Raw genomic sequence first — 15,928 nt, forward strand, 5'->3', positions numbered from 1 at the left:
ATAGGTAGAGAAATGAGAATTAGTCATTTATTTCAACACCATACGAAAAAATTTCGTATTCACAGAATATGGCGAAAAAGTGTTGTGCCCGCACCTTCCGTTAAGTAACGTTTAACCAGCTTGATTAAGAGCTGAACAAATTTTGATCCATGCCTCCGTCGGGGGCTTTTTTGCACATCGAATTGGAGGAGAGGACCATGTCCCTTTCTGTCAACTATACGTTCCAAGGTAATGGTAACTGGTCACTGGACGGCGTCAGCGGCACCCGTACGGATGGCGGCATCATCGAGGTTGAAGTCCCCGAAGGTTCCTATGTCGAGGCGGCGTTCCTCTACGCAACGACCTATTCCACGGATGATTACGCCGGTGACGTGACCGTCGAAGGCACAGTCATCGATTCCTCAGAATTCACGCCGCTCGGCTCGCCCGGCTTCCTGCAGGCGTTCCGCACCGATGTCACCTCGCTGATCCGGTCCGAGGTCGGCTCCGGCAGCGACACCCGCTTCGAGATCGAAGTCTCCGACGTCGAAGAAAACGATGTCGACGGCTATGCGCTGGTTGTCGTCTATTCCAACCCCGATGAAGCAGAGCGCGCGATCATCTTCGCCGATGGCTACTCCGACTTCTCCGGCGACACCTTCTCCGTCTCCTTCCCCGAACCGATCGACACGACAGTCGAAGGGTTCGAGGCGCTGCTGTCCCTCGGGATCGGCTTCGGCTATCAGCTCGGCGGCGGTGGCCAGCGGTCGCTGGTCGATATCGACGGGCGTCGCCTGACCAGCTCTGCCGGCGGCCAGGATGACGGGGACACCAACAATGGCGGCCTGATCACCATTGGTGGTCTGGACGACGATCCGGCCAACCCGACCGACCCGAACGTCGGCCCGAGCAACCCGCGCACCGATGACGAACTCTACGATCTCGCCCAGGGCAATGGCGCCGACAACTCGCCCTTCCTGCTGAACGGCGATACCGGCGTGACGGTCACCACGTCCAACCCCTCCAACGACGACAACATCTTCTTTGCCGGCTTCAACATCGTTGGCGAAGCGGTGGTCGACTCCGAAGAGAACGACCGCCCCGATGCGCGTGACGACGATTACGTCACAAGCGAAGGCACGCCGCTGATCGGTCTGGACGTTCTGGACAATGACATCGACCCCGATGGCGACCTGCTGTCCGTCGTCTCGGCTGATGCGGTTTCCGTCTTTGGCGGCACCGTGGTCGTGAACGGCGACGGCAGCCTGTCCTATACGCCGGCAGCCGGCTTCACCGGGACCGACACCTTCACCTATACCATCACCGATGGCGATCTGACCGATACGGCCGTTGTCACCGTCGAGGTCGAAGGCGACGATACCCCGCCGCCGCCGCCCTCCGATGGCGAGCGGATCCGTGGCGACGCGAACGACAACGCCCTCGTTGGCGGAACGGGCGACGATACCGTCCTTGGCCTCGACGGCGATGACGAAATCGAAGGCGGCGAAGGCGACGATATCGCATTTGGCGGCGCCGGCGACGACTCCATGGATGGCGGCGACGACGATGACTACCTCTCCGGTGGCAGCGGCGACGACGACATCATGGGCGGTGACGGCAACGACGTGTCCAAAGGCGGCGACGGCGACGACTATATCGACTCCGGCGATGGCGAAGACCTCGCGGTCGGCGGCGACGGCATGGACACCATGCTGCTGGGTCTGGGCGACGACGTCTTCAAGCTGGGCACTGGCCTGCTTGGCGATGGTGATGCCGATGTGCTGGTCCTCGATACGCTCAACAACGGTGACGACGTGGTCTTCGGCTTCGAAGGCGGTCTCGACCTGATCGATCTGGACGGCGCCATGGCCTCCGTCAGCTTCACCGGCAACCATACGCTGGTCGACATCGACGGCGGCGGGTCCATCCTGCTGCGCAACTTCAGCGAAACGGATTACGACGCGGTGTCCGGCATGATCTTCACCGACATGCTGATCCCGATGACCTGATCCGGTCGCCAAGACTGAGAAACAAGACTGCGGCCGGGCCCCACGCCCGGCCGCAGTTCGTTTTCCGGCCCCTCGGGCGGGCAACCGGCGGCATTATGGCGCCACCTCTCCGAATATGCTAAGAATCGGTTAAAGGCTCGGAACAGGGCCATCCTTTGACGCGAGAGCAGACTTGCACAGAATCGAGGCCGGGACCGGCATGCACGGGGACGCAATTTCGTGGAATTGCGCCGGGAGCCCTCAACTCACGGTTGCGGTTTGCAAGAATAAATATGGACTATCCATGGATAAAACGGCAATATCCTGCGTAACTTCCAAGAATAGACCGTATATTCTGTAGAAACAGCGTGTTTTATTGATGACCTCGGCATAAACTCGCGGTATGTTGAACAACGATAGGCACGACAAATGCCGTCCGAAGGCGGCCAACAGGCGGATAGCACCATGACACTCAATCTCTCGGTTCCGGGACAGGACGAACTGAAGCCACGCATTGCTGTATTCGGCGTCGGGGGCGCCGGTGGCAACGCGGTGAACAACATGATCGACAAGGCGCTGGATGGCGTCGATTTCGTCGTGGCGAACACCGATGCGCAGGCCCTCCAGCAGAGCAAGGCGGAAAGCCGCATTCAGCTGGGCGTCAAGGTCACCGAAGGACTGGGGGCAGGGGCCAAGGCCGCCATTGGCGCTGCCGCCGCCGAAGAATCGATCGAACAGATCGTGGATCAGCTGGCCGGCTCCCACATGTGCTTCATCACCGCAGGCATGGGCGGCGGCACCGGCACCGGCGCCGCCCCGATCATCGCGCAGGCCGCGCGGGAGCTGGGCGTTCTGACCGTCGGCGTCGTGACCAAGCCCTTCCAGTTCGAAGGCGCCAAGCGGATGCGCCAGGCCGAGGAAGGCGTTGAAGCGCTGCAAAAGATGGTCGACACGCTGATCATCATCCCGAACCAGAACCTATTCCGCCTCGCCAACGAGAAGACGACCTTCACCGAAGCCTTCTCCATGGCCGATGACGTGCTCTATCAGGGCGTCAAAGGTGTGACCGACCTGATGGTCCGTCCCGGTCTGATCAACCTCGACTTCGCCGACGTCCGTGCGGTGATGGACGAGATGGGCAAAGCCATGATGGGCACCGGCGAGGCCGAGGGCGAAGATCGCGCCATCCAGGCCGCCGAAAAGGCCATCGCCAACCCGCTGCTGGACGAGATCTCGCTGCGCGGCGCCAAGGGCGTGCTGATCAACATCACCGGTTCCGAAGACCTGACCCTCTTTGAACTGGACGAGGCCGCCAACCGTATCCGCGAAGAAGTGGACCCGGAGGCGAACATCATCGTCGGCTCGACCCTCGACCCGAACATGCAGGGCAAGATGCGCGTCTCCGTCGTCGCCACCGGCATCGATGTCTCTGACGATGCGCGGGAAATTCCGACCCCGCGTCGCCGGACCAACGCCGTCGCCGCCCCGGTTGAACCGGCGCAACCGGCCCAGCCTGCGGCCGAACGCCCGGCCGCCGTGGTTGCGGAGCGTGAGGCAGAGGTCGAAGCCGATGTCCCGGTGTTCAACGCGGCCGAATACGAACCGCAGGCGGCGCGCCCCGCACCTCAGCCGGTCGCACGTCCGGTAGAAGAGCCGACGCTTTTTGCCGAATATGAAGAAGAGTATGAGGACAGCGCGGAAGAAGAGAGCATTCCCGCCCCGGCCTACCGTCCGCAGGCCGTCCAGCCGCCGGCTCAGGAAACCGTCGCTGCCCGCGCGGCCGACGAGTTTGTTGCGCCGTCCGCCAAGACGGGCGAGCCCAATGCCGATACGCTGGCCCGCCTTCAGGCCGCCGTGAACAAAAAGCATCAGCGCCCCGCGGAACACACCGCGAGCGAGGAAAAGCCCCGTTTCGGCATCAACTCCCTGATCAACCGGATGACGGGAGAGGCCAAGCCGGCCGCCGCCGCCGCACCGCGCCCGGCCCCCCAGCCGGCACCGCGTCATCAGCCGACGATGCGCCCGTCCGAGCCGCGCCGCCCCGCCGAAGCGGAGGCCGATGCAGACCAGGAGCGGATCGAGATTCCGGCATTCCTGCGTCGTCAGGCCAACTGATCCGGCAAGGCTGACCCAAAGTCACACGTGAAAAGAGAGGCCGCGTAACAGCGGCCTCTTTTTTATGTAAAACAACGTTTTAACAGGCGTTCTTCACACGGCGGCTGACCCTGACGAACCCTGACAGTCGCATGTTTCATTTCGTTGCAAAGAGTGAGTTGAGCGAACGCGGCACAGCCTCTACCTAATGATCAACGGGCGAAGTCCGCCAGCCCCGGTTGCGGGCAGGATGCTTCGGCGCCGGATGTTCCGGCACCAACAGGACAAGCAAAGCCCGGCAAAGCGAGGTCAACGTGCAAAAGACGCTGAAAGCTCCTGTCGAATTCAACGGCCCCGGATTGCATACCGGCCGGCCGGCCCGTCTTGTCGTGCGCCCTGCATCCGCCGATACCGGGTTCTGGTTTCGCCGCACCGACATTCACGTCGGCGACGCGCTGGTGCCTGCACGCTGGAACGCGGTAAACCGCTCGCCGCTCTGCACCAAGATCGAAAATGCTGCCGGGACGTCGGTCTCCACCATCGAACATCTGATGGCGGCCTTTGCCGGCTGCGGCATTCACAATGCGTTTATCGAAATCGATGGCCCCGAGGTTCCGATCCTCGACGGCTCTGCCATGCCCTTCGTCAAAGGCTTCCTCGCGCGCGGGCTTCAGGTCCAGTCGGCGCCGATCCGCGCCATCGAAGTGCTGCGCCCGGTCGAGGTCCGCAATGGCGACGCCATCGCCCGGCTTGACCCGAACCGCGTCATGGAAATCGCCTTCGAGATCGATTTCGAGGATGCCGCAATCGGTCATCAGGCCAAACGTCTGGTGATGCGCAACGGTACCTTCGTGCGCGAACTCTGCGACAGCCGGACCTTCTGCCGCCAGTCCGACGTTGACGCGATGCAGGCGCAGGGCCTCGCCATGGGCGGTATTCCCGGCCAGAATGCCGTTGTTTTTGATGGGGCGGCCGTGACCAGCCCCGGCGGTCTGCGCCATGCCGACGAACCCGTGCGCCACAAGATGCTGGACGCGCTTGGCGATCTCGCTCTGGCCGGCGGCCCGATCCTGGGGCTCTACACCGGGACCCGGGCCGGGCACAGCCTGACCAACACGCTGCTTCGGGCGCTTTTTGCCGATCCGCGCAACCTGCGGATCGTGGATTGTGATCCGCGTCAGACGGCCAGCCTGCCTGGCGCCGGCGTCAGCCAGCTGGAGATTCCGGCGGTCGCCTGACCGGAACCGGGCGCGCCCCGATTTGCAACCGAATTCAACGCTCCGCCTGTGTGGCGAAAGGCAATTTGCCCCCCGGATTTTATATGCTAGACCCATGTGGACCGCACGGTCCTCCGCCCCCGGCGGGGGCCGCGCGATACAGGAAAGTCAAAAAAGACGGACGGGGCGGCCAGTGGTGAAGTCAATCATGTCAGGCGGAATGCGTCGGGCCAGAGTGCTGGCCATGGCAACGACCATGGCAGCGGCCCTGGCGGCATGCGGCAACAGCTCCAGCGACGGGCTGGGCGCGAACGGGCGCCCGATCGAATCCTTTACTGCGGAACAGATATACGGCCGCGGTGAATACGAGATGAATCGCAGGAAATTCGAACGCGCGGCCGAATATTTCGGAGAGGTTGAGCGTCTCTACCCCTATTCCGAATGGGCCAAGCGCGGGCTGATCATGAACGCCTTCGCCTATCACAACGCGAAGGATTACGAGAACAGCCGCTCTGCCGCGCAGCGCTATCTCGATTTCTACCCGACGGACGAGGATGCCGCCTATGCGCAGTATCTCCTCGCGCTGTCCTATTACGACCAGATCGACGAAGTGGGCCGCGATCAGGGTCTGACCTTCCAGGCGCTGCAGTCGCTGCGCACGGTGATCGAACGCTATCCCGACAGCGACTATGCGCGCTCTGCCATTCTGAAATTCGACCTGGCATTCGACCATCTCGCCTCCAAGGAGATGGAGATCGGGCGCTACTACCTCAAGCGCGATCATTTTGCCGCCTCGATCAACCGGTTCCGGGTTGTGGTGGAGGATTTCCAGACCACCACCCACACCGCCGAAGCGCTGCATCGTCTGGTCGAAGCCTATCTGTCGCTGGGCCTGACGGACGAGGCGCAGACCGCCGGGGCGATCCTCGGTTACAACTTTCAGTCCACCGAATGGTACGAAGACAGCTATCGCCTGCTGACCAGGCAGGGGCTGGAGCCAAAGGTCCGGGGCCGCAACTGGCTCTCCGCGATTTATCGTCAGATGATTCAGGGCAAGTGGCTGTGACCGGGCCGATGGGTGCATCGCACCCATCGTTCCACAGGCCGAACAGAGGGCAGGGGCAAGGTGCTGCGCGGGTTGGACATCCGGGACATGCTGATCATCGACCGGCTGGAGCTAGAGTTCCAGCCCGGTCTCAATGTGCTTACGGGTGAAACCGGCGCCGGAAAATCCATCCTTCTCGACACGCTCGGCTTTGTACTGGGCTGGCGCGGCCGCGCCGATCTGGTGCGTCAGGGGGCCGAGCAGGGCGAAGTGACCGCGGTCTTCGATCTGCCAGATGGCCACCCCGCCCTTGCCGTGCTGGCCGAGGCAGGGATCCCCGCCGAAGAAGAGCTGATCCTGCGCCGCATCAATATGCCCGACGGGCGCAAGACCGCCTGGATCAACGACCGCCGCGCCTCTGGCGAGGTGCTGCGTCAGGTGTCCGAAACGCTGGTCGAACTGCACGGACAGCATGACGATCGCGGCCTGCTGAACCCGCGCGGCCACCGGGCGCTTCTCGACGCATTTATGGACCGGCCCGACCTGATCGAGGCGACCCGCAGCGCCTGGCGGGACCTGCGAACCGCCCGCAAGGCGCTGGAGACGGCCCGCGCCGGCCTGGACGAAGTCAAGGCGGAGGAGGATTTCCTCCGCCACGCCGTGGCAGAGCTCGACAAGCTCGCCCCCGAACCGGGCGAGGAGGCGCATCTTGACAGCCGCCGCCGCCTCATGCAATCGGCCGAAAAGGTGCGGGAGGATGTCGCCCGCGCCGCCGCCGCTCTGGGCCCCGAAGGTGCCGAAGGTCTGCTGACCGATGCGCAGCGCTGGCTTGACGGGGCCGCGGCGCAGATGGACGCCCGGCTGGACGAGGCGCTGGCCGCACTCTCCCGCACCATGACGGAACTGGGAGAGGCCGCCGACGGCGTCACCCGCTGCCTCGATGCGCTGGACTTTGACCCCTATGAACTTGAGGCGGCCGAAGAGCGGCTCTTTGCGATCCGCGGCCTTGCCCGCAAACATTCGGTCGCGCCCGATGATCTGGCCGCTTTTTCCGATACGCTGCGCGACAGGCTGACCCGGCTCGATCAGGGCGAGGGCGATCTCGCCGCGCTCGACCGTGCCGCCCGCCGGGCGCAGACCGATTTTGCCCTGGCCGCCGAAGCCCTCTCCGAGGCCCGGACAGAGGCCGCGGCCCGCCTTGATCGCGCCGTCATGCAGGAACTCGCGCCGCTCAAGATGGAGCGGGCGGTGTTCCGCACCAACCTCAGCCCCGCCACCCCGGGCCCCGACGGCACCGAAGAGGCGACCTTCACCGTCGCCACCAATCCCGGCGCCCCGGCGGGCGCGCTCAACCGGATCGCCTCGGGCGGGGAACTGTCGCGGTTTCTGCTGGCCCTCAAGGTCTGTCTGGCCCGGGATCAGGCGACCATGACGATGATCTTCGACGAAATCGACCGCGGCGTCGGCGGCGCTACGGCCGATGCCGTGGGCCGCAGGCTTGCCGGGCTGGCCGAGGGGGGGCAGGTGCTCGTCGTGACCCATTCACCGCAGGTGGCCGCGCTTGGGGCGCACCACTGGCAGGTGTCGAAACGGGTGCAGGATGACGTGACCTATTCAGCGGTGACGGCCCTGCGCGGCGCGGATCGAATTGACGAAATCGCCCGGATGATCTCCGGCGACCGGGTTACGACAGAAGCCCGCGCCGCGGCGAAATCTCTCTTGGAAAGCGGAACAGCGCGGGTCTGACCCGCCGGGGTGATGCGCCGCCAATGCCCCGCTGCCGGCCCGCAGAACCGGACGGGAAGTCATTGTCCGGAAAGGGAAAGCTCTGGGCCATGAACGCATGACCCAGAGCCTAACATCATACCCCTTACTAAGGTTAACCCTACGACATGGCGCGCTTGGGCGTCATACCCAAATTGGGGGAAAGGGGTGATAATCTCGTTAGTTACGTTACGTTCCGACCTCAGTCTTTGCCGCGGCCTCTGTCATCATTTCCTCCAAGGTCGCCAGCATGAGCGGCCATTTCTGGAAAATGAGAAAGTTCCCGGCCCGGTCCACGGAGCGGAACGAAACCTGCGGATAGGCCTCTGTCAGTTCGCGCACGGTTTCGGGCGGCATCGACTGGTCTTCGGTCCCGACCAGATCGATCACCGGCACGGCATCCAGAAGCCGCGGCACGTCCTCTGCCCAGCCATGCGCATGCACGGTCAGCATCTCGGTTGCGTAATGCCGGGATGCATCAAAATCCGCTGTCAGGACGACGTCAGTGCCCGATTCCACCGCCTCCATCGCCAGCGGATCGCGCGACAGGGCGCAATCGGCCGGGGACCCGGCATAGACCTTTCGGATGAATCCGGGCTTGCCCAGACTGCGGGCCATGGCAAATCCGGCGCGTGCCAGAAACGGCAGCATCTGCGGCACGTACCGGCTCGTGCCCAGGATGAACCTGTGCCAGGGCCCCATCCGGTCGAACTGGGCGGCCTTGCTGAAGGGCAGGGCCATGGCACAGCCCAGCACACCGGCGATCCGTCCGGGAAAAAGCGTGTTCAGCCGCGCCACAAACATCAGATCTGCATCGACGACAACAAAATGCGCCTGGGCAATCTGCAGATGGTCCATCAGCGCCGCGTAATCCTCGGCAACAGCGCTCAGCCGGTCGGCGCCCTGCGGCAGCGGCGTGGACCCTCCGAAGCCGGCCCGGATCGGCGAAATCACCCGCATCCCCAGATCACCGGCCTTTTCCTCGGCCTGCGCGGCCCAGCGGCAATATCCGAAATTGGACCCCGTATTGATGACCGGCCGGCCGTCGGGGTCGCCGAACTCAAGATAATCGACGATCCGGCCATCCGGGCGCGCGATACTGTGATACCGCCGCGCGATCAGCTGCTGTCCGCCCCGGCTGATCCGCGGCCCGACGGTATCCTGCCGGGAAGGCATCGCCTCCGACCCCGGCAACAGTGCCAGATCGGACAGAGAGATGGTCAGCCGCATGAGGTCGCTCTGATTGCGGGCCTCGGTTTTGGCCAGGATGGATTTCATCTGACTGCGGACCGTTTCGACCGACCGGCCGCGCCGCGCGGCAATATCCTTGACGGATCCGCATTCGGTGAGTGACGCAACCACATCCGCCTCTGCCGGCGTCAGGCCAAACGCATCGGTCAGCAGCTTATAGGCCTGGTCCGACCAGCTCATGTCAGAACTCAGGACAAGCACCTGCCTGAGAGGCTGTGCATCCTCCATCAGGCGCAGATGCAGAAAGACCAGCCGGTCATCACGGCAGCGGCGCGCGCGGATCAGCCTTGTGCTGGCGGCATCTTCATGACGTTCGCGCGCCTCAGCCCCGTCCGAGATCAGATCCCGAACCTCGGCCGCCAGCCGCGCCATGTCTTCTGGGTGGAAGGGCAGGGCGGTCAGGGCCATACCGGCCACCGCGCCAATGGTCGAGCGGGCCGCATCATTGGCGGAATGGATGACACCCGTTCCATCCGTGCTGAAGGCCGGCGTCCGTCTCAGCCGCAGGACCTTGTCCTGGTCCGGCGGCGCGGACCGGACGGTCAGCGTCCGCTCCAGAACCTGCTCCAGCCGGGCCACGTGCCGGATCACCCCCGCCCGTTCCAGCACCGCCTGCCGGATATGCGACGGGCGGCGGCGGTTGGGGCGCACCAGGGTTTCCCAATGCTCGACCAGATCGCCCAGCGTATCGGGATCGACCGCCGTGCCATACAGCCGGTCCAGAACCTCGGTCTGCAGGGACGCAAGCTCTTCCGTCAGCGACCCACCGGTCTCGGCCTCAGCCTCGTCTTCCGAAAGAAAATGCTTCACGTCGTCCCCCAAGACTGCGTCCGCATCACTGCGATCCCGATGAGTTAAGGTGCCGGAGGCTTCAAATCAACACAATTGACGCCAAAAGGCATCGCGCCAGCCTAGGGAACAATCTTGCCGGGGTTCAGGATGCGGCCCGGATCCATCGCCTGTTTGATCGCGGCCATGACAGCCCAGCCATCGCCATGTTCGCGATCCATGAAGCCCAGCTTGCCGATGCCGATCCCATGTTCGCCCGTGACCGTCCCCCCCAGTCGCAGCGCCAGGTCCACCATGCGGTGCGACGCGGCCTTGACCTCCTCCAGCTCTGTCGGACTGGACGGGTCGAACTGGAGGATGACGTGGAAATTGCCGTCTCCGACATGACCCAGGATCGGCCCGCGGATCCCCTTCGCCTCAAGATCGGCCTGGGTCGCCTCCACCGCCTCCGCCAGACGCGAGATCGGAACGCAGATATCCGTCACCACGGCGCGCGTCCCCGGCCGGGCAGCCACAATGGCCCAGTAGGCATTGTGGCGCAGCGTCCAGAGCGCCCGGCGTTCCTGCGCATCCGCCGCCCAGACAAAGCCGTGCCCGCCATGATCGGCCGCGATCTCTCCAAAACTTCTGGCCTGTTCCTCAACAGCGGAGGGAGAGCCATGAAACTCCACCATCAGATGCGGCATCTCTGCCATGCCGGCGCCGGATTGCGCGTTGAACACCTCCACCGTGGCATGATCGACAAATTCGATCCGCGCCATCGGGATGCCCATCTGAATGGTCTCCGTCACGGCCTGAACCGCATCGCGGATCGTGTCGAAACCGCAGACCGCCGCGGTCACCGCCTCGGGCTGGCCATGCAGGCGCAAAGTCAGCTCCGTGATCAGGCCCAGCGTGCCCTCCGATCCGACGAACAGCCCGGTCAGATCGTATCCCGCCGCCGATTTGCGGGCCTGGCTGCCGGTCCGGATCACCCGGCCATCGGCCAGAACCACCTCCAGCGCCATGACATTGTCCCGCATCGTGCCATAGCGCACCGCCGTGGTGCCGCTGGCCCGCGTCCCGGCCATCCCCCCGACAGAGGCATTGGCGCCCGGATCGACCGGAAAGAACAGCCCCGTCGCCCGCAGCTCCTCGTTCAGCTCTTCACGGGTGATGCCGGGCTGAACCCGCGCCGTCAGATCCCCCTGAGAGATCGACAGGACGCGGTTCATATGCCGGAAATCCACCGTCACCCCGCCGCTTGGCGCCTGAGCCTGCCCTTCCAGCGACGTGCCCGCGCCCCAGCCGATCACCGGTACGCCGGCCCCGGCACAGAGCTTGACCAGCGCCGACACCTCTTCTGTCGTGGCCGGATACGCCACCGCATCCGGCAGCATGGGCTCGAAATAGGATTCCGAACCGCCATGCGCCCCGCGCTCTGCCTCGGCCCGCGTCACCCGATCGCCCAGCAATGCCACCAGTTCCGGCCAAATTGCCTCCACTCCCATAAGGTATCCTTCCCAAATCCGTTCAAATGTTTCTATGTGAGTGCACCGAAACTGGAAAGTCGCCCGCGCAGCGCATTAGCATAAGCGGGCTATCGATACGCTACAGGACCCATTGTCCCGCCATGACGTCGTCATCTGACCGCGCCTCTTACTCTCTCCGGCTGGATCGGCTGACGGACCGCTGCCGCTCCGGCTGGACCGTGATCCGCACCCGCGGCCCCAACCAGGCGCAGTTCTGGATCATTTCGCTGCTGGTCGGGATCGCCGCCGGCACGGCCGCCCTGTTCTTCCGCAAGGGGATCGAGGCGCTGCAGGCCTTCCTCTACCGATCCGATGACATCACCCTTCTGCACAGCTGGGCAGGGGGGCTGCCCTGGTTCTGGGTGCTCGCCATTCCGGCCTTTGGCGGGCTTGCCGTCGGTCTTATCCTGCATGCCTTCACCCCCGACGGCCGGGTCCGCTCGGTGGCCGATGTGATCCACGGGGCCGCGCTGAACGGCGGCCGGGTCGAAGGCAGGGCCGGCCTCGCCTCCGCCGCCGCCTCCTTCATAACCCTGTCGACGGGCGGCTCTTCGGGGCGGGAAGGGCCGGTGGTGCATCTCGCGGCCGTGCTCTCCTCCCGCGTGCTGAAATGGCTCAAGGCCGATGCCATCACCGGCCGGGATCTGCTGGGCTGTGCCGTGGCCGCCGCCGTCTCCGCCAGTTTCAACGCCCCGATCGCCGGCGCGCTCTTTGCGCTGGAAGTTGTGCTCCGGCATTTCGCCATCCATGCCTTTGCCCCCATCGTGATCGCCTCTGTCGCGGGCACGGTGATCAACCGGCTCGAATTCGGCGGCGTGACGGAATTTACCCTGCCCACGGCCTCCGTGTTCCAGTTCTATCAGGAACTTCCGGCGTTTCTGCTGCTGGGCGCGGTCTGCGGCATTGTCGCCGGCGCCCTGATGCGGGCCATTTTCGCGGCCGAGGATATCGCCAGCCATATTCAGGCCCGCACCGGTTTCCCGCGCTATATGCGCCCCGCCGTGGCCGGTGTCCTGCTGGGGCTCATCGCCATCTGGTTTCCCCATATCATCGGCGTCGGCTACGAGACGACCTCCCTGGCCCTGACCGGCCGCGTCGGCATGTGGGAGGCAATCGGCTTTGCCGTGATCAAGACCGTCGCGGTTGCGATCACGATCGGCGGCCGCATGGGGGGCGGTGTCTTCTCCCCGTCTCTCATGCTGGGCGCGCTCACCGGATTGTCCTTCGGCCTGATCGCCACCTCCGTTTTCCCCGAGGTCTCCGGCTCCTCCTCGCTCTATGCGCTGGCCGGCATGGGCGGCGTGGCGGCCGCGGTGCTGGGCGCGCCGATCTCGACCACGCTGATGATCTTCGAGCTGACCGGAGACTGGGCCACCGGCCTCGCCGTCATGGTGACCGTGTCGATCTCGACGGCCATCGGAACCCGTCTGGTGGACCGCAGCTTTTTCCTGACCCAGCTCGAACGCCGCGGCATGCATCTGGCGGCAGGGCCACAGGCCTATCTGCTGTCCCTGTTCCGCGTCTCCGACATCATGCGCCGTCCCGACCATGACCGCGCCGCGCCGGAGGCCCGCTGCTGGGAGCTGATCGAAGAGGGCAGCTATCTCGATGCCCAGGCCACGCTCGAAACCGCCCTGCCGGCCTTCGACCGCACCGGGGCTGCGTTTCTGCCCGTGGTCCAACTCACCTCCGCCGACCAGCCGCCCGACCTGCTGGGCGCGGTCTACCACGTCGATGCGCTGCGCGCCTATAACCGCGCCCTCGCCGCCACCGCGGCGGAAGAACACAGCTGATCCCGGCCCGCCAGCCCAGGCCGGACCGGCGCCGAAACAACCCGCTCTTGGCTTTTTCTTGCTGAAAATATCCTGGGGGGAGGCTCTGAAAGAGCCCGGGGGGCAACGCCCCCCGCCACCCTCTCAGACCCGCTCGACCGTCACGAATTCGGTGGCGTAAAACGCGATATACTCCCGGATCCGCTCCATCCCCTCAAGCGGGTCCTCATAGGACCAGGCCGCATTCTCATGCGTCGTGCTCTTGGTCACGATAGAGAAATAGCTCGCATCGCCCTTCTTGGGGCAATGGGTCGTGTGATCGGTCCGGTCCAGAAAGGCCATCGCGATATCTTCCCGCGGGAAATAGATCACAACAGGATAGCTGCCCTCCGACAATTCCAGCGCATTGCGGCTTTCGCCCAGAACGGCGCCGCCGGACCGGACGGTCCAGGTGCCATCGGCCTTGCGGATGGTGATGTCATTCATAACCCTGCTCTCCCCTTGCAGCGCATTTCACCTGCCCGGCATTGATGACATGCCGATGACAGGCGCGCATATTCAATCAAGTTTCTCTGTCGCGGAGGCGAACCATACAGCGGTTTCCCCCGAAAGCAGAGGGCCGATTTTGTCGCGGCAGGCGGCGTGGTAGCTGTCCACCCACTCCCGCTCCTCGGCACTCAGCAAACCAGTGTCGATCAGCCGCCGGTCGATGGGCACCCAGGTCAGCGTCTCGAAATCCAGCCAGTCACGCGCATCGCCACCCGGCACCGGGGCGGCCTCCTGCACCACGATCAGGTTCTCGATCCGGATGCCAAAGGCGCCCTCCCGGTAATATCCCGGCTCATTGGACAGGATCATTCCGGGCTCGAGCGCCACGTCGCTCGTGCGTGACAGCCGCTGCGGCCCCTCATGGACGCAGAGATAGGCGCCCACGCCATGCCCCGTGCCATGGTCGTAATCCATCCCCGCCAGCCACAGCGGATACCGTGCGAGGCTGTCCAGATGCCCGCCCGTCACGCCACGCGGAAACCGGACGCGGGACATGGCGATCATGCCCTTCAGCACGAGGGTGAAGGCGCGTGTCTCCTCCGCCCCGGCCTGACCCACGACCAGCGTGCGGGTGATATCGGTCGTGCCGTCCGGATATTGCCCGCCGCTGTCCAGCACCACCAGCTGACCCTCTTCCAGACGGCGGCTCGACTCGGCGCTGACCTTGTAATGCGGCAGCGCGCCGTTGGGCCCGGCGCCCGCGATCGTGTCGAAGGAGATCTCGCGCAGCATATTGGTGTCCGCCCGGAAGCCTTCCAGCGCCACAACCAGTTCGACCTCGCTGAGCGCGGTCTGATCGGCGGCATCATACCAGGCCAGAAACCGGCACATGGCAGCGGCATCGCGCAGATGGGCATCGCGCATCCCCTGCAGCTCTGCCGGGTTCTTGATGGCCTTGGGCAGGCGCGCGGGATCGGCGCCATGGCTGAGGTTGACGCCCGCCAGCGCCGCCAGAGCAATCAGCGCCTGCGGCGCGCTCGACGGGTCGATGCGGAGTGTCCCCTCCACGGTGGCCAGAAGATCGGCCAGCTGGTCGGGAGGCATCACCGAGACATCCGCCCCCAGATGATCACCAAGCCCCGCGCATTTGTCGGGCTCCGTCAGCAGCACGGCGGAGCCATCGGCGCGCAGCAGGGCAAAGGCATGCGGGATCGGGTTACGGGGAATATCCCCGCCCCGGATATTGAAGAGCCAGGCGACGGAATCGGGCAGGGTGATCAGCGCGGCGGCCTCTCCCGCGCTGCGCAGCTCATCGGCCAGCCGGGCGCGTTTGGCGGCATGATCCTCGCCCGCGAATTCCAGCGGATGGGCAAAGATCGGTGCCATGGGCGCGGCGGGCTGGTCGGTCCAGATCGCATCGACCGGATTGTCGATGCCGCGCAACTCCAGCCGGGGCAGGGCGCGGCTGAGGCGGGTGATCTCGTCAACCGTATGCAGCCAGGGGTCAAACCCCAGCACGGCATCCTCGGCCAGGCTGCGCTTCAGCCACTGCGCCAGCGATGTCGCGGGCCAGTCCACGGGGGTGAAATCCGACAGCGCCACCTGTTCGCGCACCTGCACGGTATAGCGGCCATCGACAAAGACGGCGGCCTTGTCCGCGGTGACGGCGCAGAAGCCCGCAGAGCCGGTGAAGCCCGTGAGCCAGGCCAGCCGGGCGTCGCGGTCGGCGACATATTCGCCCTGAAACCGGTCGGCGCGGGGGACCAGCACCGCGTCGAGCCCGAGGCGGGTCATGTCTGCCCTGAGCGCGGCGAGGCGGGGCGGCCCCTGTTCCGGGGAGGTGGCGGTGTCAAACGTCTGGAACATGGTATCTTCCTGATCAGGCAGGGCGGAGTTTACGGAAGAGTCCGGCGCTGACCAGTGCTCTTTCCAAACAGAGCGCGCTTGCGCGCGCACATCATGTTTTGCGCCTGCATCCGCAGGCGCGGTGCGGAGGGCGCTGCCCTCCGCGCCTCCCGGGATATTTTCA

10 protein-coding genes are annotated in these 15,928 nt (G+C 64.9%); 6 read left to right on the forward strand and 4 right to left on the reverse strand.

Annotated elements, in window-relative coordinates; all coding sequences use genetic code 11:
- Positions 1 to 197: 197 nt before the first annotated feature.
- From ACRARG_RS16690 to recN, 5 genes are all read left to right on the forward strand, one after another.
- Entirely contained in the window at positions 198 to 1,988 is a 1,791-nt protein-coding gene (locus ACRARG_RS16690; RefSeq protein WP_432691208.1) for an Ig-like domain-containing protein, read from the forward strand.
- A 444-nt stretch (positions 1,989 to 2,432) separates the two neighbouring features.
- Positions 2,433 to 4,082 (forward strand): cell division protein FtsZ, encoded by a 1,650-nt coding sequence (ftsZ, locus tag ACRARG_RS16695; protein ID WP_432691210.1) that lies wholly within the window; start codon positions 2,433 to 2,435, stop codon positions 4,080 to 4,082.
- A 293-nt stretch (positions 4,083 to 4,375) separates the two neighbouring features.
- The gene (gene lpxC, locus ACRARG_RS16700) at positions 4,376 to 5,299 is read left to right on the forward strand and encodes a UDP-3-O-acyl-N-acetylglucosamine deacetylase (protein WP_432691212.1); all 924 of its coding nucleotides are present in this window, start codon (positions 4,376 to 4,378) and stop codon (positions 5,297 to 5,299) included.
- 187 nt (positions 5,300 to 5,486) lie between these two features.
- Positions 5,487 to 6,344, forward strand: coding sequence for an outer membrane protein assembly factor BamD (locus ACRARG_RS16705; protein WP_432691214.1), 858 nt, complete (start codon positions 5,487 to 5,489; stop codon positions 6,342 to 6,344).
- A 60-nt stretch (positions 6,345 to 6,404) separates the two neighbouring features.
- The gene (gene recN, locus ACRARG_RS16710) at positions 6,405 to 8,069 is read left to right on the forward strand and encodes a DNA repair protein RecN (protein ID WP_432691216.1); all 1,665 of its coding nucleotides are present in this window, start codon (positions 6,405 to 6,407) and stop codon (positions 8,067 to 8,069) included.
- Between the two features lie 207 nt (positions 8,070 to 8,276).
- Here the strand turns inward: recN and ACRARG_RS16715 are convergent, their stop codons facing one another.
- Together ACRARG_RS16715 and ACRARG_RS16720 are read right to left on the reverse strand one after the other, a co-directional pair.
- Entirely contained in the window at positions 8,277 to 10,148 is a 1,872-nt protein-coding gene (locus tag ACRARG_RS16715) for a bifunctional helix-turn-helix transcriptional regulator/alpha/beta hydrolase (RefSeq protein WP_432691217.1), read from the reverse strand.
- A 101-nt stretch (positions 10,149 to 10,249) separates the two neighbouring features.
- Entirely contained in the window at positions 10,250 to 11,617 is a 1,368-nt protein-coding gene (locus tag ACRARG_RS16720) for an FAD-binding oxidoreductase (protein WP_432691219.1), read from the reverse strand.
- A 122-nt stretch (positions 11,618 to 11,739) separates the two neighbouring features.
- Here ACRARG_RS16720 and ACRARG_RS16725 point away from each other — a divergent pair, with 122 nt between their 5' ends.
- Complete coding sequence (locus ACRARG_RS16725; RefSeq protein ID WP_432691221.1) at positions 11,740 to 13,431, forward strand: chloride channel protein; 1,692 nt, start codon at positions 11,740 to 11,742, stop codon at positions 13,429 to 13,431.
- Between the two features lie 123 nt (positions 13,432 to 13,554).
- Here ACRARG_RS16725 and ACRARG_RS16730 read toward each other — a convergent pair whose 3' ends face one another.
- Together ACRARG_RS16730 and ACRARG_RS16735 are read right to left on the reverse strand one after the other, a co-directional pair.
- Complete coding sequence (locus tag ACRARG_RS16730) at positions 13,555 to 13,896, reverse strand: DUF427 domain-containing protein (RefSeq protein WP_432691223.1); 342 nt, start codon at positions 13,894 to 13,896, stop codon at positions 13,555 to 13,557.
- 72 nt (positions 13,897 to 13,968) lie between these two features.
- Positions 13,969 to 15,765 (reverse strand): aminopeptidase P family protein, encoded by a 1,797-nt coding sequence (locus tag ACRARG_RS16735; protein ID WP_432691225.1) that lies wholly within the window; start codon positions 15,763 to 15,765, stop codon positions 13,969 to 13,971.
- Positions 15,766 to 15,928: the final 163 nt, after the last annotated feature.

This window comes from Pseudooceanicola profundi, from assembly GCF_050897955.1.
Classification (GTDB): Bacteria; Pseudomonadota; Alphaproteobacteria; order Rhodobacterales; family Rhodobacteraceae; genus Pseudooceanicola.

Excerpts from the sequence above, each read along its gene's own strand:
- ACRARG_RS16690 (WP_432691208.1), top strand. The coding sequence starts at position 198 with ATGTCCCTTTCTGTCAACTATACGTTCCAAGGTAATGGTAACTGGTCA.
- ftsZ (WP_432691210.1), top strand. The coding sequence starts at position 2,433 with ATGACACTCAATCTCTCGGTTCCGGGACAGGACGAACTGAAGCCACGC.
- ACRARG_RS16705 (WP_432691214.1), top strand. The coding sequence starts at position 5,487 with ATGTCAGGCGGAATGCGTCGGGCCAGAGTGCTGGCCATGGCAACGACC.
- ACRARG_RS16720 (WP_432691219.1), bottom strand. The coding sequence starts at position 11,617 with ATGGGAGTGGAGGCAATTTGGCCGGAACTGGTGGCATTGCTGGGCGAT.
- ACRARG_RS16725 (WP_432691221.1), top strand. The coding sequence starts at position 11,740 with ATGACGTCGTCATCTGACCGCGCCTCTTACTCTCTCCGGCTGGATCGG.
- ACRARG_RS16730 (WP_432691223.1), bottom strand. The coding sequence starts at position 13,896 with ATGAATGACATCACCATCCGCAAGGCCGATGGCACCTGGACCGTCCGG.
- ACRARG_RS16735 (WP_432691225.1), bottom strand. The coding sequence starts at position 15,765 with ATGTTCCAGACGTTTGACACCGCCACCTCCCCGGAACAGGGGCCGCCC.